We start from the raw sequence: 21,252 nt of genomic DNA, 5'->3' as shown, positions 1-21,252 counted from the left end.
GATTGTGATGAGTGGGATTTTTATCCGCAGCAAATCGCAAAAATGAGCGCTAAAAGGTCTTAACAGTAGTTAACAGAGATCGCTTTTTTAGTATTGCCAGAGCGAGATACCCATGGCTACGAGGCCAATGATTAGTCCGCTTACAGCACCCAATAATTTAAAGCTTTGCAGTTCTTTATGCAGTAATTGATCTGTCAATGTTTCCAGTTGTTCAGCAGAAATACCCTCGATTTTCAGGGACACTATTTTTTCAAAGTCCAGCTCCTGCTGAATATTATCGAGATATTGATTGATCATTACAGGGAACAGGGTATCCAGTTCCGCCACCAGGTGGGATTTGATTTGTTGTATGATACTGTCGCCAATAAACATCGATAATACGGGCATGGCTTTGGGTAATCTCTCGCGCAGGAAGCTGTCCAGATGCACCTCTACCAGGGGTATAATTTTTTTGATCTTTTGAGGATCTGTTAATTTGGTCTTGATATCTTCAAAAGAAAACTGTTGACCTACCAGTGCTCCTATTTTAGCGGCCAGGTCCTGTTGTCTTTTGGGAAACAGGCCATGGAGGGTAATAAAGCCCAGTTTTACCGGTTTACGGGGATGAAAGAGCATTTTAACGGCGAGGCTATTGATCAGCCAACCAATGATTGCTGCTATAAATGGAATGAGATAAATCATTGAATATTTTCGGATTTAGTGATGTTGAATTTTCACAAATTTAAAAATCTAAAAATCAATAAATAATTTAATAAAAAAATTCTTTTAACGAGCCCATTTTTTAATGGGCTTAATGTTGGGTGTAATCCTACCTATAAATCTTTTGTGATATATTTGTCGATCGATCATAAGAAGTATCATTTTCCCAGGCCAAATAACTTATATGACTTTAAAATCGCTTTTAGCGCAGATGGGCTTATATAGAGAATCTGTAGATTATGCCTATCATCCTGATGACAATCATATTGAAGCGTTAAATTTCTGGACTTCACAAAAACCGAAAGAATTATGGCTTTATCAATTTATTGTGCATCATTTTTCGTCACTGTTGGACAAAAATAATTCTCTTTTAATAAGTTCTGTTTTCGGGCCTAAAAAAGCCATTAAGTTAAGCGAGAGCAGGGTGAAGTTATTTTACACCGGTGAAAACCTGCGTCGTTTCCCGAAGTACAAAGACCATTGCAAGGGTATTGTGGATATTGCTGTAGGGTTTGATTATGTGAATGAAGAATATTATCAGCGATTTCCAATATGGATAGATTATTCTTTTCAACCCACTGCAGATAGTAAAATGATTAAGCAGGTAATTTCCGGATTTGTCAACAAAGATTTATGTGCTGATAAGGATAAAAAATTTGCCTCCCTGGTTTGCAGCCACGACAAAAAGAATATCAGAACCAATTTGTTCAGGAGTTTGAGTAAGATTGATAAGGTGGCCAGTGCCGGGAGGTACCTCAATAATACAAACGAGCTAAAGGAGGTATTTAATGATGATAAGGGGAAGTTTATCGGCAGTTATAAATTTAATATCTGCCCTGAAAACACGAATAAGGAAGGGTATGTAACAGAAAAAATATTTGATGCTATCAAAAGCAATACGATACCTATTTACTGGGGAAGCAATAATAATCCTGAGCCGGATGTTTTAAACAAGGATGCTATTTTGTTTTATGATGGCCGTGGTAGTCTTGCCAGCCTGAATAAGCAGGTTGAAGAATTACACCATCATCCCAGGCGCTATGCCGACTTTATAAACCAGCCTAAGTTTCAGCCGCATGCTGCTGAATATATTGCCGATTGTTTTAATGGTCTTCATTCAAAAATTCATAAGCTGCTTACCAGCAAATAAGCGAAGGGCACCGGGTTAATGGTGCCCTTCTTTCAAAATAAATAAAACAAAAAAGGCTTCTTTTTACAGAAGCCTTTTTTGTTTTTTGGGTGATTGAAGGGTTTCGAACCCTCGACCCTCAGAACCACAATCTGATGCTCTAACCAACTGAGCTACAACCACCGTTTTATCGTTATTCTTGTGTGTTATTCCGTTGTTGGGAGTGCAAAGATAAGCGAAAGCGTTTTTAATTTCCAAATATTTTTAAAAAAAATTTTCAGCAGGTTATATATGGATATCAAAACGCAAATGAACTCCGATTAAAAAAGAGTGAATAGATTATTAAGATAGGTGTTATGTTGTTTTATATGAATGATGTCTGAACCAGGATTTTTAGGATTGAATGGATTACCCCGATGGGTGTTATGTTTTTTTGCGAAGAAGACATAACAAGTATTGTCTGAACTATGATTATTATGATTAGTATGATGATCCTGATGCACGGAGATATTTATATAAAATACTAAACAATATAACACCCATCGGGGTAATCCATTCAATCCTAAAAATCCTGGTTCAGACAATTCAATCCTAAAATCTTTGTCCTTTTTGTTCACTTCCCGAAAAGGCTTATCTTTGCGCACTTTCCCATTTCATTCCCGTTTTTATAAGTAGTTGATTATCAGCTTAATGTTATGTTTATGGCATTAGAGAGCGCCTGTTTTCAGGTGTTTTGGCCATCAGGTTTAGATATGTAGCCCGGATTACGAAAAAATGACAATTTTCCTGTAGACTATTGATTTGTTACGATAAGTATTTAATATTTAATTATATATATATTATGGATCAGCTAAAACTGAAGTTGCAGGAATATTATCAACGCTACCAGCAAATGGACCAGCGGGTGAAGCCTGGAAAGGAGGAACCTGGTTTTGAGGACGTGCTGGACATGGAAAATGATATTCTTTCACAGTTTGGATTACCTACATCCCGGCGCTTTGTACAAATACTACATGATTTTGTACATCACGGTCATGTAAGTGACCAGCTGTTGGATTTTGTAAGCAAAAAATTAAGGTCCGCCGCACGTAAATACCTGCTGGCACCAGTTATGTCGGATATAGATCTTTTGGAGAGCGCCCGTGAGCAAAAACGCAGTCCGTATGATGTGCTGCCGGAACTGGGCTACCCGGCGCAGGAATATGCATTGTTTCTAATAGGGGAACTATACTATCGTCGTAATATGGCGGCAGCAGATATCCTGGATGAACTTAAAAAAATGCAGCACTTTGACAGCTGGAATGATCTGATGTTATTGAGCAAAATACATAATCATTCCACGCATGAGTTGTATGCCAAACTGAAAAAGGAAGAGCTTCGTTTTGTAGATGATTTTATTCAGTATACCCGCCGGCAGGATCCTGAGAGGCTGGTGAATAAGCGCGCTACTCCTACAGAAGAAGGCTATACACCTAATTATAAAACCATTACCAAGGTACAGGTAGAAGATATCATTTTTGATGAGCAAACAACCCCGAGTTTGTTTGGCAAAATCAAAAGTGGAAGAGGCTATACCCGTATTACCATCAGTCTGGAGTTTTCAGAGCTTAACCAGATACTGATGAGCAGTGATGAGTTGGGTGTGGAGATCAGTAATCATATCAAAAAACGTTTGGGTAATCCATCAGCAGAGAAACCTACTGTGGTAGATATACGTGCAGAATTCGGTGATGTACTGAAACTTGATAACTGTTACCTGGAAGTATACAAACCCCAGCACAGAGAGGGTACCAAGTGGGTAGAAGATAAAGATAACTTCTACTTTGTTGATAAAATTCTCACAAAAAAAGAATTTGAAAAGCGTACTAAAGATGCTGAGGTGAAACGTAAAATAGAAGAATGCCTGGAGTTAATAGGCGGCTCTTATGTATATTATCAACGCCTTCGCCGCTTAGGCATTACCGATGAGGAAGCCAAGCTGCGTGCAGGTTTGCAGGATGAGCTGCTGTTTAAGTTGTCTTATTTCCTGAATAAAGTGAAGGAGTAGTGGGAAGGCCTTCGGCCTTTGTCTTTTCTTTAGCATGATTAGACTGATTAAGATGATTATTCTGATTTTATTTCTTTCTGTTTAATATCTCTGCTGACTTTTAGAAAGATCTTCTAAAACAGATATGGATATTTTGAATGAAGAAAATAAAATCAGAATAATCATCTTAATCAGTCTAATCATGCTAAAGAAAAGACAAAGGCCGAAGGCTTCTTTATAATAACCCTATCCCCAATACTACTACCGATCCCGCCAGCAAAAATACCCCCGCATACAATATACTGATGAACTTATTGGGCTTCTCCAATTGTTTGCCACCGGCTGCAGCAAAGAAACCTCCGCTGACTAAAATGGCACTTACCGGAACGCCTATACGAACAAACCATGTCAAAGAATTGCTCAGTTGCGTTTCATCTGCCAGTATCTGGCAAACCAGGGATAGGATAACCAATACACCGGCATGCGCATGCCCTGCCCGGAACATGGATTTCTGAAAGGGAGTGAGTGGAAGCGCAGGTAGTTTGCCACTGATTATTTTCAACAGGAAGTAGCCGCCAAATTCAATTGTTGGGACGGTAATAAGTGTTAAACCACACATTAGTTTGGCTGAAGGTGTCATATGGGATGTGTTTATACAGCATAAAAGTAAGTGTATATACAGTTCCCTGCCTTAACAAATGTTAGGAAATTGCTTCCCCGGAATTACTTATGTTTGATAAAAAAAATAATGGAAGAACTCACGCTTGGTATCGGTTCAAGGGTACAACACGCACATTTTGGTCCTGGTGTAGTGGTGGCAGTTAAATATGCCCAGTACCGTGTTACATTTATGGACCATGGGATCAAGATGATCGATAAAACAGATCCCTTATTTGAAGTGTTAGTAGCGGAAAATGCGACGGCTGAAGTAGAAACGGCCTCTGATGTGGAAACCTCGCTGCTGAAGATCCTGCGCCTCTGGGGCGGTATTACGGAGGTGGTGTCACTGGGTGATCGCTGGAAAGGCGGTACGCTTGTATTGCAGCCCGGAGATACCACGCTGAAAGCAAAAGACCTGCCGATTGAAACGTTCTTTCACAAGATTGTGATGCTGCGCGACCGGCTGCGTGTATTGGAACAAAATATCAACAGCCATAAAGTGCTCACCGATGAAGAGAAGGTGAATATGCAGCAATACATTACCCGTATCTATGGCTCCTTAACCACCTTCAACGTATTGTTCAGGGATAAGGAGCATTGGTTTACGGGAGACAAAAGTGGTAACGACTAATCGGCGTCTACATGGTAGATCTGCTCCAGCAGCCACCTGTAGGGTTCAAACATATGATGTATGAAGATGTTTTTGCCATCGAAGGCAAACTTTTCATCATAGCCGGCTACAGGATATAAAATAACCGGTGTGCCTGCCGGGGTATAATTGTGACTGTTTACAAAATCCGGTCGCTGATATTCCGGCAGTATTTTTTGTACCCGTTTGTATGCTATTTTGCCCAGTATGCGCTGCATGCGGCGTGCAGCTCTTTTAGAGGGACGATCCAACCGGCCATACACATAATTCAACGCTCCACGTACCGGCCATTTCTGTTTTTTTAATGCGCCCTTTATATCTGTAAATGGATTGACAGTATTGAAATCATGCGAGGTTTGCAGGGAGAAAGGTGTTTCCGGTACCCAGTCCCGCGCATTCACTACCCGTAAGCCCCAGCCATCGCGCGTGATGTAATCATAATCATAGGCGTAATAGAGGTTGCCTGGTTTAGGTGCGGCACTATTATAGGTTTTAAAGATGATGTTTTTGGGGATGCCCTCCGCGTATTGCAGATAAGACCGCAGTAAGAACGCAATAGCTCCACCCTGGCTATGACCAAAAATTATAAATTCGTGTATGCCTTGCCGGTAGTAGGTATTTATTTTACTGACAATGTCCGGTGCCATAGCAGCTACGCCAATCATCCAACCAGCATGTACGTATGCCCTGGGATTTTCTGCTACCTTATAAGGAAAGGAGGTACTGTCGTTTAGTTTTACTGTTCCCTGCGCCGGAATCATGCCGGCATAAAAATTTTCCAGCCACGAAGTATTGGTGCCATTGGTGCCGCGTATAACAATGATGGCTACTGAATCCTCACGCAGCCACAAATCCCAGCTGTTAACAAGCCCGGTTTCTGGCGAACGGTATACCAGCTTACAATCGCGGGGAGCGGTACTCCTGACCTTAGTCCATGGTGTATCCACTAAACGATCACCCATTTTCAGGAGCTCTCCGTATTCAACAGGATTGAAATGCGGAGAAAGGTGCTGGGCAAAAGATTTTTCTCTCCCTAAAAATAAAAATAGAAAACAGATAAGCGAAATACGGAACCCCATAGATAATTACGAATTACTCCTTACAAATTACGAATGAAATGATATTGAATATTACTTTCTTTAAAATAAAACAAAACAATTGGAACTGTTTCATTGTTCTAAAAGCGTTTAACTTTCAAGCCTAAATTACTTTATATATGGCAAAGAGAATGGAGCATGATTTCCTTGGTGAAAAGGAAATACCACAAGATGTTTATTATGGTATTCAGACATTGCGTGCAATCGAGAATTTTCATATAACAGGTATTCCGCTGATGGTAGAGCCTATTTTTGTACAGGCATTGGGCTATGTGAAGAAAGCCGCTGCCATGGCTAACCGCGACCTTGGTGTACTGGATAAGAACATTGCAGAATACATCATCAAAGCCGCTGACCGCGTAATTGCCGGTGAGTTTAATAATCAGTTCCTGAGTGATCTGATACAAGGTGGTGCCGGTACTTCTGTGAACATGAATGCCAATGAAGTAATTGCCAATGTAGCCCTGGAAATGATGGGCAAAGAAAAGGGACAGTATGAATTTTGTCATCCGAATAATCATGTCAACTGTTCACAATCCACTAATGATGCTTATCCTACCGCTTTTCGTATAGCCCTGATCAATAAACTTACCGGCTACAAACGTGTGCTGGGTGAACTGGCCGACGCTTTTGGCGACAAAGGTGTTGAGTTCAGAAATGTATTAAAAATGGGGCGCACCCAGCTACAGGATGCTGTTCCCATGAGCATGGGCGATGAGTTCAAAGCATTTGCCACTAACCTGAATGAAGAGTTATCGCGTATTGAAGACAGCAAACGCCTGATCTCCGAAATTAACATGGGGGCTACTGCCATTGGTACCAGTGTAAATGCACCAAAGGGTTATGCTGAACTGGTAACAAAACATTTACGCACTGTTACCGGTCTGGACCTTTTACTGGCAGTGGATCTGATTGAAGCAACCTACGATACCGGCGCCTATGTGCAGTTATCTGGTGTGCTGAAACGCACTGCAGTGAAAGTTTCCAAGATCTGTAATGATTTAAGGCTGTTATCATCCGGACCACGTACAGGGCTAAACGAAATTAATCTGCCACCTATGCAGCCCGGATCTTCTATTATGCCAGGTAAAGTAAACCCGGTAATACCAGAAGTAGTAAATCAGACGGCATTCTACGTAATAGGGGCCGATTTGATGGTGACTATGGCCGCGGAAGCGGGTCAGCTGCAATTAAATGTGATGGAACCTACCATTTCTTTTGCATTATTTACCGCCATCACTTATATGAGTAATGCCTGTCAAACTCTGAAGGACAAATGCGTAGTAGGCATTACTGCCAATGCAGAACGCACCAAAGAAATGGTGATGAACAGCATTGGTATTGTAACGCAGCTCAATCCTATTATTGGTTATGAAAAATGTTCCGCCATTGCCCGCGAAGCACTGGAAACGGGTAAGTCCGTACACGACCTCGCAGTGAAGGAAAAAAAATGGATTACACAGGAGAAATGGGATGAAATTTTTACGTTTGATAACCTGATCAGACCTCAGTTTATTCAGTAATGAAATATGGTATTATAGATGACCGGCGCGTGTTGCGCCGGTCATCTATAATACCATCAGGTAAAGCCGCCTCCTTACTGCAGACCAATAGCAGTATAAGAATACCGGATATTTTTTGCTGACATTAGTTATCTTCAGATATATATTCTTCATATGATCTGGTTACAGTTTGCAATTTTACTTGGGGCTATCTTAATAGGTGCCCGTATGAAAGGCATAGGGCTGGGGGTGATGGGCATGGTGGCATTGGCTATTTATATATTTCTGTTCCGGATGCGTCCTGCAGATCCTCCTATTGATGTAATGTTGATTATACTGGCAGTGGTAACTACAGCAGCCACGCTACAAGCCGCAGAGGGAATGGATTACCTGGTACGACTGGCCGAAAAAATTCTGCGCAGCAAACCTTCTCTGATTGTATTACTGGGACCTTTAGTCACTTACGTATTTACCTTATTTGCTGGTACGGCACATATCACTTATTCACTGTTACCCATTATTGCAGAAGTTTCTACCAAAAAACGTATACGCCCCGAGCGGGCATTGAGCATCTCCGTTATTGCTGCTCATCTGGCGATTACTGCCAGTCCTATTTCTGCAGCCACTGCTGCATTACTCACTATCCTCAGCGGTAAAATAGCGCTGTTGGATATCCTGAAAGTATGTATCCCGGCTACTATTATTGGTACATTGGCAGGGGTGCTGGTATGTTGGAAAAAAGGCAAGGACCTGGATAAAGATCCTTTGTTCCTGGAAAAAATGAAAGACCCGGAATTTGCAGAGAGTATTAATGCAGATGTAGCTGGAGCACAAGCCCCGCTGTTACCGGGAGCCAAAGTCTCTGTGTTGATTTTTGGCCTGGCTGTTTTACTGATTGTGCTGGTAGGTGCATTCCCGCATATGCTGCCTTCTTTCGGCGAAGGTACCAGCAACCTGGCGGTGGATGCCAAAGGAAATATAAAAATGTCTGCTGTCATAGAACTGGTGATGCTGGCCGCCGCAGCAGCTATCATGTTGTTTTGCAGGACCACTGCTGCTGCTGTAGCCAAAGCAAGTTTATTTAATTCCGGCGCGCAGGCTGTCGTATCTATTTTTGGTGTAGTGTGGATGAGCGCTACTTTCATGCAAACCAATGCCAGTTTGATAGAACATGCACTGGGCGACATGGTACGCGCTGCTCCATGGACATTTGCCATTGCGTTATTTTTACTCAGTATCCTGCTTTTCAGTCAGGCTGCCACCACCAAAGCCCTTATGCCTTTGGGGTTATCGCTGGGCATTATACCACCGCATATGGTGGCCATGTTCCCGGCTGTAAACGGCGATTTTGTTTTACCTGGCTATCCTACACTGCTGGCGGCTATTAACTTTGATCGTACCGGCAGTACACATATAGGCAAATATCTTGTGAACCATAGCTTTATGATACCCGGCATTGTGAGTACAATTGTTGCTGTGGCGACCGGGTTCCTCCTGGCAGGAGTGTTCTGGTAGCAATAGGATGAATAGACGGTAACTCCCGAAATCTAACTGTTATGCATATCCGCAAACTGCTAATGGCATGCCTGTTATTGTTACCTCTTACTGCGATAGCACAGCAGCAGGAGGATAAGGATGATAGCCTGCACACCCCGCTGATACCCGTTAACAAACAATCATTGCTGAATAATATAGATATACTGGCCAACATGCGTGTTGCTTTCCGCAATGATTTTGAGAATGGTACTTACACCGGTTCCCGCTTTGTGAATGAGCAATTCCGGCTGGAGATCAAAGGTAAAGTGACAGATAAACTGTATTTCCGTTTCAGGGACCGTTATACCCGTGATCCGGCAACGCAATCAGTAGATAACCTGAGCCGCTCTACAGACCTGGCTTTCCTGCGTTTTGACCCTAATGAGAAATGGAAGATTTATGCCGGTAAACTATGCGCCGATTGGGGCGGATATGAGTTTGATGCAAACCCTATCGATATTTACGAATATTCCGATATCATAGAATTTGCAGATAATTTTCTCACCGGTGCGGGACTGGGCTATTTGCCAAATAAAAATCATGAGTTCACTTTTCAGCTATTAAACAGCAGGACCAAAACTTTTAAGGAATTGTATGATTCCATTCCCGGTATCTCAGAAAGTAAATTTCCTTTTGCGGCTGTTGTCAACTGGCGGGGTACCTTTTTTGACGGGAAGTTCAGCACTATCTGGTCTTATAGCATTTTTAAGGAAGCTACGCACCAGTACATGAATTACATTGCCCTGGGCAATCAATTAACACTGCATAATCTCCGGCTGCAATATGATTTTAAGCTGAGCCTGGAAAACCTGGACCGTAAACTTATTGTAAGCAGCTTTACACCGGATAAAAAAGCGGTGCAGGGTGTAAGGTACATGAGCCATTGGCTTAGTGCAGATGTACGGATTACGAACATGGTACACCTGGCATTCACCGGGATGGTGGACTTTGCCTATTGGGATGGTAATCCGGATCCCAATAAAAATAAAAAACTCCGTACTGCATGGGGATATATTCCCGGAGTAGAAGTGTATCCCTTTAAAAATCTGAACCTGAAAGTGTACGCTAATATGGTTGGACGGGTATACAGGTATACCGATTACGCACAAACGAAGCTGGGAATGGTGAACAATGATAATTACCGTTTTTCAGTAGGGGTGATAGCACCGTTGTTAATCTTATAGCCGGAGGTTGTCTGAACTGTGATTTTTATGATTAATATGATTATCCTGATGAGCGAAGATCTTAGTGTAGATATTCGCTATATTCTTCGTTCATCAGGATAATCATATTAATCATAAAAATCACAGTTCAGACAACATACGCTAGAACTCCTGTTCTAATCTTCCCACACTACCATCATCTGCTATACCTTCCACGACTAAACGAAAACGTTTGGAGAAATCGTTGTTATAGAATACCACTTTAGCCGTATGGGTGAGTGTATCTACGGCTACGTTCGGATTCCAGTAGAGCGTGAGACGCTTATCGGGTAGTGAGTGTACTTCTTTTTTAACGGAATAGTCAGGTGAATAGAATTGTTTCACGATGCTGTAACCCGCTTTTTTATACAGTTTAAAGCCTCTGATACTGGGATCAGGTGTTTGCGCATTATCGCCACCTTTTTTGGTGTATACCGCAATGGCGCCGTTGGCACCGCCGAAGCCACCCATAAATGGAGGACGGAATACTTTAATGAGTGCTATATCCTGAATGGAGAGGGTACTCAGCATGCTAACATCTGATTGCATTTCATTGAGGTACAGACCAGGCTTGCCACCACGCCAGGAGAGCGATGGATTACTAAGGTCACCACTGATTTGCAGGCCCGCTACTTTGGATTGCAGGTATTGAAAAACGTTAAGGGCAATCGGTGTTTCCTTAGTCAGATCAAACGAATAACCATCGCCACCGGAGAACATACCGGAGGCATAGCGTTTTTCCGTTGTTTCTACCGGTTTTACTTTCTTCGCATTTACATTCACTTCCTGCAGGTATACCGTTTTATTGTTGATAGCGCGGTTTACTTTGTTGCCTTCTGCAGCATTGGCCAGGAACTGTTTCAGGGCGTTATTGTCCACTGCCGGCGGTATGCGTTGCGGGTAAGGTATTTTTACCTGTGTAGCGCGGTCAAAGAAGTGATTGTCGAATTTCACATTTACATCAACGCCTTTTTTTACCAGGTCATTGCCCTGATAGTAGATGTAGGCGGTGTCCGGAAATACCATATTGGCTATCTGGAATTCGCCCTTTTCATTGATAGGGGCAGAAGCAAACATCGAAGAGCTGTCTATGGGCAGGCGGATGATCATATCCAGTTTACCTGTAGGCATAGGGCGACCATTGAGCATGGTAGCCACCCCTTTCATCAGCAGGCCCTGTTCATAAGGGTATTTGATTTCCGGAAATTCGTTGTTAATGATTTTTTCCCAGCTGAAACGCCGCCAGCCGTTGGTCATCATCACAAGGTCCAGCGCCTGTAATGTGGCAGCTGAATCATTGCGGAAGTACCAGGATGGGTTATATACATTTCCTTTGATATCGGAGGTCAGGAGGAAGGTAGATACGATGTTGTTGGTATTTTTATCTACCGGTACCGCATCTGCATCTGTAACGGCAACGGATATACTGGTTTGCAGGGAATCCGGTAACCTCAGCTCAAACGTATTTTTTGTTCTTGGTTCTTTATGCACATCTGATTCCAGGATATCCATTTGCATCAGGTCATTTTTGCGCACAAAGGCCAGACGTTCGGAGAGTGGCAGGCCATTTTTTCCGAAAAGTGTAATCTGTAAGATACCGGAAGGAAGTCTGTCGGCCGGAATGAAGCCGCTGATACGACCTTCCCCTACATCCAGGGTAGCTTTATATACCAGTTGCTGTCCCATCTGCGCAATGATCACCAGGTCATTCAGCGAAGAATCGTTGCTGTTGGCCGGTACCGCCTGATAAAAGATACGGGCGCCTTTGTTGAATACTTTAAGAGATGCTCCTGTAGCCTGAGCAGCAGGCAGCGTAACGGTTTTGGACTGACCTTTAGCACTTTTTACTACTGCCTGAAAGGCATCCTGTCCGCTGGCGGGCGTGATTTCAAAAGTACCCATACCATCGTGAACCGATTTGATAGTTGCGCTGGTAGCGCCTTTTGAATTTTTCACCACCCCGGTTACCTCAATAGGATAACCGTTATTGTCGATGGCTTTAAAGGCTACCTGGTTGGCTTGTCCAATGATGAGATTACCACCTTCGGGGAAAAATTGTACCGCGAAGTCGGGTGCGGAGCTATCGGCTTCCGGCTGTGTTTTTTTGGCCGGATCAAATATTTCTATTGTTCTGGAGTAGCTGAAAGCAGGGTCAAAGTTGAGCATCCAGGCGGTGTAGGCGCGGAGCTGGTATACGCCGGCTTTCTGGGTTTCCGGTAAATCGAAGTTACCGGGAGCGCCGGCATTGCCAATGGCGATTAATTTTTTCTGAACAATATTGCCATTCTTATCCAGCAGTTCTACGTAGAGGTTGGTAGCCTGCACAGCGGGCATGCCCTGGAGCGTTATATAGCCTTTGAACCAGATGGTTTCGCCGGCAGCGTAATAATCTTTATCCAGGTGCAGGTAAACTTTTTCTGCCGGAAAGCGGTTGTTGAATTGTTGTAATGCCTTTACTATGCGGTCGGACCAATCATTGGACGATGGTATAATAGCCAGTGCACTCATTACGCCGGTTAACAGAACGGCAGGGACCAGCCATTTCAGGTGGTGTCTCTTTTTCTTTAGGTGCGATTGCATGAATTATAATTTGAGCCAGTATAATATATGTAAAAATATAAACTTCGGAAGATTAATCAGTAAGATTACGGCAGGTTTGTTATTATTGCGTGCTCAACCCATGGTTTTAACAAGATTTTAATGAGTTCAGAAAAGAAACGTTTAGTGGTGACAGGCGGTGGTGCTGCCGGTTTTTTTTGTGCGGTAAATGCAGCCCGTTTATGCCCGCAGCTGGAAGTGGTGCTGCTGGAAAAAACAGGGAAGCTCTTATCCAAGGTAAAAGTGAGTGGTGGCGGTCGTTGTAATGTTACACACAACGCACCTGACATCACGTATATGACTAAACGCTATCCACGCGGACAAAATTTCGTAAAAAAATCTTTTTCGAAATTTTTTGTACCGGATACGATTGCCTGGTTTGCCGAAAGAGGGGTGAAACTGAAGGCAGAAGGCGATGGACGTATGTTTCCCGTAACTGATAGCTCACAAACCATCATTGATTGTTTGCTGCGCGAAGCTGATAAATACCGGCTCACCATTCAAACCAATACAGAAGTAACTTCCTTTAAAAAGGCCGCTGATGGCCGATGGCGCCTGCAACTGCAAAATGATCGCGAGCTGACAGCTGACTATTTATGCATAGCCGCCGGCGGCTATGCCCAGGCGGGTAAATTTGCCTGGCTGGAGCAAACAGGCCATAGCATTATACCTCCGGCACCGTCCCTGTTTACTTTTAATATGCCGGGAAACCCTGTTACCAGTCTGATGGGAGTAGCTACGGATGCGCAGGTAAAGGTAGCCGGTACCAAATTACAGGAGCAGGGACCGTTGCTGATTACGCACTGGGGGATGAGTGGCCCGGCAGTGTTGCGGTTATCTGCCTGGGGTGCCAGGGAATTACAACAACTGCAATACACTTTTACGGCTATTGTGAACTGGCTGCCTGCCTATAATGAAAATACCCTGCGGGAAGACTGGCAAACACTGCGTTTTGAGCTGGGTAAACAAAAACTATATAATAAAAATCCTTTCGGTCTTCCGCAAAGATTATGGCAGTTCCTGTTGCAACAAACAGGCATTCATGAAGATATGCGTTGGGCAGATCTTCCTGCGAAGGATCAGAATAAATTGCTGAAACTATTGGTCAGTATGGAGTTCCCGGTAAAGGGAAAGACTACTTTTAAAGAAGAATTTGTGACCTGTGGCGGTATTACGCTCAGCGAAATAGATCCTAATACCATGGAAAGCAGGCTGGTACCCAATTTGTTTTTTGCCGGTGAGGTAATGGATGTAGACGGGATCACAGGCGGGTTCAACTTTCAGCATGCGTGGACGAGTGGGTTTGTGGCTGCAACTGCTATAGCGCAGAAAGCGTAGTTTGTCTTTCTCCCGATTAGACTGATGATGCTGATTACACTGATTATTTTTGAAAGATTTATAAAAAGATTAGCATCATCAGTCTAATCGGGAGAAAGACAAAAATTTCTCCAGCAGTATTTCCCATTCTTTTTCCAGGTCATATGCCGGTTTTTTCTCGCCGGCCTTATTATACCAATAGGATGCATTTCCTTCATCGCCTTCCGCCCGGTGGAGATAGGCGTGTAAACGGGCAGCATCGCGGCCCGGCAAATTATCAATCAGATCATGTGCGGCAGTCCAGTTCCCTTTTTTATCAAGCCAGAGCGCCTGCAGATATACTGAGCTGCCTTTGGGAGGATGATCCTCTTTCAGTGATGTCATAAAGGTTGCTAATTCCACGGGTTATAATTTTAGGTTGATAACAATTATAGTTTGAGATAATGCACGCCTGGCTCATACTCTTTTTCCAGCGCCAGCAGCAGGTTTTCGAAGTCCTTTGGCTGACGGAGGAAATCTACTTTGGTGGTATCTATCATCAGTGTACGTACAGGATGTTGTTTAATATATTGCATGTACATGTCGTGTACATTCATGAGATATTCGTCCGGGATCTGTTGTTCGTACACACGGTTGCGGTTTTTGATATTTTCCTGCAATTTGGTGACCGGTGCATTTAAAAAGATGAGTAGTTCCGGTTGCACCAGTTGTGGATTAATGATATCGAAAAGTTTTTGATAGAGGGAATATTCTTCTTCCGGCAGATTTATTTTTGCGAACAGCAGACTTTTGATAAAGAGATAATCAGAGATGATCATATCGCTGAAGAGGTCCTGCGACTGCAACATTTCCTTGAGTTGTTTATAACGTTCTGCCATAAAAAACAGTTCCAGTGGAAACGCATACTGCTGTGGGCGATCATAAAAAAGTGGCAGAAAGGGGTTGTCGGCAAATTCTTCCAGGATCAGTTTCGCTGAAAAATGTTGGGATAACATGTTGGCCAGTGTTGTTTTGCCAGCGCCGATATTTCCTTCTACCGTAATAAATTTATAATGCATGAAAGTTTTTTTAGAGGGATAGTCTGAACTGTGATTTTTATGATTTTTGTGATTAGCCTGATGAGCGAAGATTTTAGCGGGTATTGTCTGAACCAGGATTTAACGGATTGAATGGATTACCATGATGGGTGCCGAAGATCATAGCGGAGATATTCGCATATATCTTCTTAATAAAACAACATAACATCCATCATGGTAATCTATTCAATCCGTTAAATCCTGGTTCAGACAATACCCGCTAAAATCTTCGCTCATCAGGCTAATCACAAAAATCATAAAAATCACAGTTCTTGACGAATTACCGGTAAATCATCCGGGCAAATGCTATGTAATTCATTTATCGTTTTAAGTAGTACCGGATGCACAAAATCAGGGATGATTTCCTGTAGTGGCACCAGCACAAACTGTCTGAATTGCATTTGCGGATGCGGTATTTTCAGTTCAGGTAAAGAAATGATCTCTTCATTAAAAAAGATCAAATCTATATCAATCAGGCGTGATCCCCATTTTTCCTGGCGGATACGGCCTATCTTTCTTTCTATCTCCAATAGTGTATGCAATAACGTTAGTGCATCCAGCTCAGTATGGAGCTGTAAAGCCTGATTAAGGTAGTCCGGTTGGTCTACGGCTCCCCAGGGAGCGGTCTGGTATAAGGCGGAGATCTTCCCGATCTTACCGGCAGTTGCAGCGATCAGTTGTACCGCCTGATGCAGGTTCCCGGTACGATCGCCTAAATTGCCACCTATAAGTAATATTGCTGTATTCATGTATATTTCAAGGTCCAAAAGTAGCCATATTCCTTATTTTTGAAAAAATGTATCTTTCCACCTCAGTTTCAACTTAACAAAAAAGTATGCGTTTCTTTAAAGTTTTCCTTGCCTCTTTTCTCGCATTCGTTGTTTTTGCGGTGCTATCCATCATAGTTTTATCGGTGTTGATAGGAAAGGCCCTCACCTCTGAAAAGGTGACAATATCCCCCAATGGGGTTCTGGTACTCGAAACGGGACAGGCATACCATGAACAGAAAGTGGTGAACCCCCTGGGTGCACTGATGAAAGATGAACCAGCAGAGACACCTGGATTATTCCAGACCATCCGCCTGATAGAAAATGCGGCTAATGATGATAATATCAAAGGTATTTATCTTAAAGTAAATGGCAACGCCAACGGATTTGCCAGCAACGAAGAGCTGCGTAATGCACTGATTCGGTTCAGACAGTCCAAAAAGTTTGTATATGCATACGGTGAACTGATGGATCAAAACGCCTACTACCTTGCTACAGCAGCGGATAAAGTTTATCTGAATCCCAAGGGAATAGTTGATTTCACTGGTTTCTCCAGTCAGATTACGTTCTTTAAAGGTGCATTGGATAAGCTGGAAATAAAACCTGAAATATTTTATTGCGGTAAATTCAAAAGCGCCACGGAGCCTTTGCGTGAAACACAAATGACGGCTGCTAACCGCATTCAAACCACCCAATTCCTGGGTGAATTGTATGGTAACTTCCTGCAAGGTATCAGTAAAGCGCGTAATGTAGATACTGCTACTTTACATGGTTATGCCAATGAAAACCTGATCCAGGAGGCTGCAGATGCCTTGAAATACAAACTGGTAGATGGTTTGAGGTATGATGATGAGGTTGTAAATGAGCTGAAAACCAAGGCAGGTATCAAGGCAGATGAAAAAGTAAACTTCATCACCCTGGGAAAATATAATAACGGAACAGACCTCAGTAATGGTACGGGTGACAGTAAAATTGCACTGATCTACGCACAGGGCGAAATTATTGGTGGTGAATCTGACCATGATAATATGATTGCCAGTGAAAATTATATCCGCGAAATCCGCAAGGTTCGTGAAGATAAAAATGTGAAAGCCATTGTGTTCCGGGTAAATTCCGGTGGTGGTAGTGCGCTGGCATCAGAAATTATCTGGCGGGAATTGTCGCTTGCTAAAAAAGTGAAGCCAGTAGTGGTTTCTATGGGTGACTATGCCGCTTCCGGTGGTTATTATATTTCCTGTATGGCAGATAGCATCTTTGCACAACCTAATACCTTAACGGGTTCTATCGGTGTATTTGGTGTGTTGTTCAACATGCAGGACTTCTTCAAAAACAAGCTGGGTGTTACCTTCGATGGGGTTAAAACCGCGCAGTATGCCGACCTGGGCTCTATGGGCCGTCCACTGACAGAGGGTGAGAAACGCTTTATTCAAAACAGCGTTGACAGCACATATGGCTCCTTCAAATCCCGTGTGGTAGCCGGCAGGAAGCTGGACCCCGCTATTGTGGACAGCATTGCACAAGGACATGTATGGAGTGGTGTGCAAGCGAAGGAACTCGGACTGGTGGATCGTATTGGTGGTATCAATGATGCCCTGGTTTGTGCGGCTAAACTGGCTAAATTGTCGTCTTATCGCCTGAGAGAATATCCCGAAGTAAAAGATCCTTTCACCAAACTGGTGAAGAGTTTAGGGGGAGATGTGAGCACCAGCATGGTAAAAAAAGAACTGGGTGTTAATTACGAGCTGTATCAAAAGGTAAAAGAAGTGCAGGCAATGCATGGGGTGATACAGGCTAAGATGCCTTATAGTTATAGTTTTTAGCTATTAGCTTTTAGCTTTTAGTAAAAATGCAGCGAAGACAGCATATTATACTGCTATCTTCGCTGCATTTTTACTAAAAGCTAAAAGCTAAAGGCTAAAAGCTAAGAAAACAATAGTAGTTTTACCCGGTTTTTTAAAATTGCAGATCAGATGAATGGAGCTAAGTACAGTCAGTTGAGGGCCATGCTGGCCATCACGAAAGGAAGTTTAAGGGGAATTTTCAGGAGTCCTTCCGCCGTGGTGTTTAGTTTGGGTTTCCCGCTGGTATTTATCCTGGTGTTTGGATTTATTGGTGGTAGCAGTGTTTCTGTAAAAGTGGGTGTGGATCGTCATACCGATATCAACAGCGGGTTTTACAAGGGACTTGCCAGATCCGGTACGCTGAAGCTGATCACCGATCAGCTAACAGCAGAGATGGAGGATGATTTGAAGAAAGGCCGTTTGATCGCCATCCTCAATATAGTGCCCCGGGTGGGAGCGGACAATGTGCCTGCTTATGATGTGCATATAAAAACCTCTACGGCTTCGGATGCCAGTAAAAAAGTCATCCTGATGTCTGTACTGAAAAATGTAACTGCCTTTTTGGATGATAAAGCTTATCAACGCCCGTCTGTAGCCACTTTTATACCGGAAGAAGTGCCGGGCAGGGAGTTTAAAACTATTGATTTTATTTTACCCGGACAGCTGGGTTTTGCCCTGATGAGTGCCGCTGTTTTTGGTACAGCCTTCCTGTTTTACAATATGCGTCAAACGCTGGTACTCAAGCGTTTCTTTGCCACCCCTATCAAGCGTACTTATATTGTGATGGCGGAAGCAATCAGCCGGATGATCTTTCAGCTGATCAGTTCTGTTGTAATTATAGCATTGGGGCATTTTGCATTTGGATTTACACTGGTGCATGGCTTTGCTACTTTCCTGGAAATGCTGGTATTGTCTGTATTCGGGCTGCTGGTTTTTATGGGTTTTGGCTTTGTAGTAAGCAGTATTGCTAAAAATGAAAGTACTATTCCGCCTTTGGCAAATATCGTTACCCTGCCGCAGTTCCTGCTGGCGGGTACTTTTTTCCCTATAGATTCTTTCCCTGGCTGGCTGCAGCCTGTTTGTAAGATTATGCCGCTGACTTACCTGATTGATGCGCTCCGTAAGGTAGCCTTTGAGGGTCAGCACCTTTGGAACGTAGGTTGGGATATTGTCATCCTTACCATATGGGGTATAGTCGTATATGCGGTAGCCGTGAAAGTATTCAAGTGGGAATAGACCGATTTTATTAGCTTTGTGCTATCTAAATCCAGTCAGATGCAAGCCTTTTTTATTATCCTGGGTGCATTGATCGTCCTTGTACTGGGGCTTTTCATTTTCAGTTTATTCTTGTCTCCTACGGTAAAAGTAGAACGTTCGCTGGTAATACCTGCCGCAGCGGATGCTATTTTCCCGCTGGTGAATGTAGTGCGTAACTGGGAGTTATGGTCGCCATGGAAGGAACAGGACCCTGCCGTTAAAATTACTTACGGAGAAAAGGAAAGCGGTCCTGGCGCCGGTTATAGTTGGGAGAGCAACAACCGTAATGTGGGCAAGGGGCATATGGCTATCACTGAATCGAAGCAGGACCAATACATTGCCACCAATACAGATTTCATGGGAATGGGTGTTGCCAAAGGGTATTTTCGCTTTGAATCCGTTACCGGCGGTACTTTGGTGACCTGGGGCATGACCTGTAACATGGGGCACCAACCATTGAAAAAAGTGATGGGGCTGATGATGGATAAGTGGGTAGGCAATGATTTTGAGAAAGGACTGAAAAGCCTTGAAAGAACTGTAACTCAATAAAAAAAATTATGAATTACGAATTGCGGATTACGGAGTGGTGGGTAGATAAACGTAATAATCTACCATATCATCTCCTCAGAAATCCGCAATCCGCAATCCGCAATCCGCAATCCGCAATCCGCAATCCGCAATCCGTAATTCGTAATTCGTAATTCTTTTTCTATGCGTCTTTTAAAGTTGTTGGTGATCAGTGTGATCATTTTGGGCGGGATGATGTTTTTATTATCTCTGTTGTTTCCTTCCACTGCGGTGGTGGAGCGTACTGGTGCTATTCATGCACCTATTGATACAGTATATGCACACATCAGCAACCTGAAGGACTGGGAGCAATGGAATCCGTGGGCACGCCCGGATACTACTGCTACATTGGTATACTCCAATCCTCCGGCAGGTGCAGGTGCCTGGTACAGCTGGGAAGGTAAAGAAAACAGTGGCAGGGTAACTGTGCTGGCCAGCGATCCCAGCAAAGGGATACATTACCTGCTGGAAATTAAAAACATGCGTCCGGTGACTGGTGGTATAGAGTTGAAACCCACTGCCGACGGGAAAAGCACTGCTATTTTCTGGCATATGGAAATAAAATTGGGACTCTTGCCCTGGTGGAAATTGCGGGGTTTTGTATCGGATAGGATCTACGGTCCTTCTATGGATAGCGGTTTGACAAAGCTGAGTAAGATTTGTGAAGGAAAATAACATGTAGCTATTTTGCCATTGATCCAATTAATTTGTTTACACCGGATTTTATGGATTAAATTGTTGTCATATCTCGAACCATTTCTCTATTTCCAGCAAAAAAAATTAAAAATGAAACACTTTCTATTGTCAACCGTATTTCTGGCAGCTACTACCCTTGTTTTTGCACAAGAGAAGGAAAGAAAAAGCCCCCATGTAACTGCCGAAAGTAAAGAAATTAAAGTTGTATACGGACAGCCTTCCAAAAAAGGCAGGGTTATTTTTGGTACACTGGAACCATTTGGTAAAGTATGGCGTACCGGCGCTGATGAAGCCACTCAAATCACTTTCAGCAAGGATGTTGTTTTTGGTGGTAAAGCTGTAAAAGCCGGCACTTACACTCTTTTCAGTATTCCTGATGCTAAAACCTGGACCGTCATCCTTAATGGCAAATTAGGCCAGTGGGGTGCATACGACTACGAAAAGAATAAAGGTGAAGATGTGGTAGCCGTAAAGGTACCCCGTCAGGCACTGAGCACACCGGTAGAAAAACTCACTTTCACTTTACCTGGTAATGCCGTGGTATTTGAGTGGGATGATACAAAGGTATCTGTACCGGTGAAGTAAATTATCGTATAATACAAAAGAAGGGCGCAGACGGAAGTCTGCGCCCTT

Annotated in this window: 19 protein-coding genes and 1 tRNA gene; 12 read left to right on the top strand and 8 right to left on the bottom strand. The window is 43.2% G+C overall.

What is annotated here, in order from left to right:
• Positions 1-87: 87 nt before the first annotated feature.
• A complete protein-coding gene (locus tag CLV51_RS16820) occupies positions 88-681 on the bottom strand; it encodes a DUF445 domain-containing protein (RefSeq protein ID WP_106529219.1) in 594 nt (197 codons plus the stop codon).
• A 202-nt stretch (positions 682-883) separates the two neighbouring features.
• On the opposite strand from CLV51_RS16820, the gene CLV51_RS16815 reads away from it, so the two are divergent.
• The gene (locus CLV51_RS16815; RefSeq protein WP_106529218.1) at positions 884-1,849 is read left to right on the top strand and encodes a glycosyltransferase family 10 domain-containing protein; all 966 of its coding nucleotides are present in this window, start codon (positions 884-886) and stop codon (positions 1,847-1,849) included.
• An 88-nt stretch (positions 1,850-1,937) separates the two neighbouring features.
• On the opposite strand, the gene CLV51_RS16810 is transcribed toward CLV51_RS16815, so the two are convergent.
• Positions 1,938-2,011 (bottom strand) — tRNA-His (locus CLV51_RS16810).
• A gap of 658 nt (positions 2,012-2,669) precedes the next feature.
• On the opposite strand from CLV51_RS16810, the gene CLV51_RS16805 reads away from it, so the two are divergent.
• Positions 2,670-3,875 (top strand): hypothetical protein, encoded by a 1,206-nt coding sequence (locus CLV51_RS16805; RefSeq protein WP_106529217.1) that lies wholly within the window; start codon positions 2,670-2,672, stop codon positions 3,873-3,875.
• A 214-nt stretch (positions 3,876-4,089) separates the two neighbouring features.
• On the opposite strand, the gene CLV51_RS16800 is transcribed toward CLV51_RS16805, so the two are convergent.
• The gene (locus CLV51_RS16800) at positions 4,090-4,494 is read right to left on the bottom strand and encodes a hypothetical protein (protein ID WP_106529216.1); all 405 of its coding nucleotides are present in this window, start codon (positions 4,492-4,494) and stop codon (positions 4,090-4,092) included.
• A gap of 108 nt (positions 4,495-4,602) precedes the next feature.
• On the opposite strand from CLV51_RS16800, the gene CLV51_RS16795 reads away from it, so the two are divergent.
• Positions 4,603-5,145, top strand: coding sequence for a hypothetical protein (locus tag CLV51_RS16795; RefSeq protein WP_106529215.1), 543 nt, complete (start codon positions 4,603-4,605; stop codon positions 5,143-5,145).
• On the opposite strand, the gene CLV51_RS16790 is transcribed toward CLV51_RS16795, so the two are convergent.
• Positions 5,142-6,242, bottom strand: a complete 1,101-nt coding sequence (locus CLV51_RS16790) for a lipase family protein (RefSeq protein ID WP_106529214.1) — start codon at positions 6,240-6,242, stop codon at positions 5,142-5,144. The two genes, CLV51_RS16795 and CLV51_RS16790, sit on opposite strands and share 4 nt — an antisense overlap.
• A 137-nt stretch (positions 6,243-6,379) precedes the next feature.
• On the opposite strand from CLV51_RS16790, the gene aspA reads away from it, so the two are divergent.
• The 3 genes from aspA (at position 6,380) to CLV51_RS16775 (ending at position 10,482) form a co-directional block, all read left to right on the top strand.
• On the top strand, positions 6,380-7,783 hold the full coding sequence (gene aspA, locus CLV51_RS16785) for an aspartate ammonia-lyase (protein ID WP_106529213.1): 1,404 nt from the start codon (positions 6,380-6,382) through the stop codon (positions 7,781-7,783).
• A 153-nt stretch (positions 7,784-7,936) separates the two neighbouring features.
• Positions 7,937-9,277, top strand: coding sequence for an anaerobic C4-dicarboxylate transporter family protein (locus CLV51_RS16780; RefSeq protein WP_106529212.1), 1,341 nt, complete (start codon positions 7,937-7,939; stop codon positions 9,275-9,277).
• Between the two features lie 41 nt (positions 9,278-9,318).
• Entirely contained in the window at positions 9,319-10,482 is a 1,164-nt protein-coding gene (locus CLV51_RS16775) for a porin (RefSeq protein ID WP_211302031.1), read from the top strand.
• A gap of 141 nt (positions 10,483-10,623) precedes the next feature.
• Here CLV51_RS16775 and CLV51_RS16770 read toward each other — a convergent pair whose 3' ends face one another.
• The gene (locus tag CLV51_RS16770; protein WP_106529211.1) at positions 10,624-13,080 is read right to left on the bottom strand and encodes an MG2 domain-containing protein; all 2,457 of its coding nucleotides are present in this window, start codon (positions 13,078-13,080) and stop codon (positions 10,624-10,626) included.
• 120 nt (positions 13,081-13,200) lie between these two features.
• Between CLV51_RS16770 and CLV51_RS16765 the strand changes: the two genes are divergently transcribed.
• The gene (locus CLV51_RS16765; protein ID WP_106529210.1) at positions 13,201-14,436 is read left to right on the top strand and encodes a BaiN/RdsA family NAD(P)/FAD-dependent oxidoreductase; all 1,236 of its coding nucleotides are present in this window, start codon (positions 13,201-13,203) and stop codon (positions 14,434-14,436) included.
• Between the two features lie 78 nt (positions 14,437-14,514).
• On the opposite strand, the gene CLV51_RS16760 is transcribed toward CLV51_RS16765, so the two are convergent.
• The 3 genes from CLV51_RS16760 to folK form a co-directional block, all read right to left on the bottom strand.
• Complete coding sequence (locus CLV51_RS16760) at positions 14,515-14,817, bottom strand: hypothetical protein (RefSeq protein WP_106529209.1); 303 nt, start codon at positions 14,815-14,817, stop codon at positions 14,515-14,517.
• Between the two features lie 26 nt (positions 14,818-14,843).
• Entirely contained in the window at positions 14,844-15,473 is a 630-nt protein-coding gene (locus CLV51_RS16755; protein ID WP_106529208.1) for a deoxynucleoside kinase, read from the bottom strand.
• Positions 15,474-15,754: 281 nt separating this feature from the next.
• Positions 15,755-16,240, bottom strand: a complete 486-nt coding sequence (gene folK, locus CLV51_RS16750) for a 2-amino-4-hydroxy-6-hydroxymethyldihydropteridine diphosphokinase (RefSeq protein ID WP_106529207.1) — start codon at positions 16,238-16,240, stop codon at positions 15,755-15,757.
• An 86-nt stretch (positions 16,241-16,326) separates the two neighbouring features.
• Between folK and sppA the strand changes: the two genes are divergently transcribed.
• From sppA to CLV51_RS16725, 5 genes are all read left to right on the top strand, one after another.
• Complete coding sequence (sppA, locus tag CLV51_RS16745; protein WP_106529206.1) at positions 16,327-18,078, top strand: signal peptide peptidase SppA; 1,752 nt, start codon at positions 16,327-16,329, stop codon at positions 18,076-18,078.
• A 150-nt stretch (positions 18,079-18,228) separates the two neighbouring features.
• The gene (locus CLV51_RS16740; RefSeq protein ID WP_106529205.1) at positions 18,229-19,335 is read left to right on the top strand and encodes an ABC transporter permease; all 1,107 of its coding nucleotides are present in this window, start codon (positions 18,229-18,231) and stop codon (positions 19,333-19,335) included.
• A 39-nt stretch (positions 19,336-19,374) separates the two neighbouring features.
• Positions 19,375-19,905: an SRPBCC family protein gene (locus tag CLV51_RS16735; RefSeq protein ID WP_106529204.1), complete on the top strand. Its 531-nt coding sequence runs from the start codon at positions 19,375-19,377 to the stop codon at positions 19,903-19,905.
• A gap of 162 nt (positions 19,906-20,067) precedes the next feature.
• A complete protein-coding gene (locus CLV51_RS16730; protein ID WP_106529203.1) occupies positions 20,068-20,598 on the top strand; it encodes an SRPBCC family protein in 531 nt (176 codons plus the stop codon).
• A gap of 111 nt (positions 20,599-20,709) precedes the next feature.
• The gene (locus CLV51_RS16725) at positions 20,710-21,204 is read left to right on the top strand and encodes a DUF2911 domain-containing protein (protein ID WP_106529202.1); all 495 of its coding nucleotides are present in this window, start codon (positions 20,710-20,712) and stop codon (positions 21,202-21,204) included.
• Positions 21,205-21,252 lie beyond the last annotated feature (48 nt).

The organism is Chitinophaga niastensis, from assembly GCF_003014755.1.
In the GTDB taxonomy this organism is placed as follows: Bacteria; Bacteroidota; Bacteroidia; order Chitinophagales; family Chitinophagaceae; genus Chitinophaga; species Chitinophaga niastensis.
This window is presented reverse-complemented; position numbering and strand designations above follow the sequence as displayed.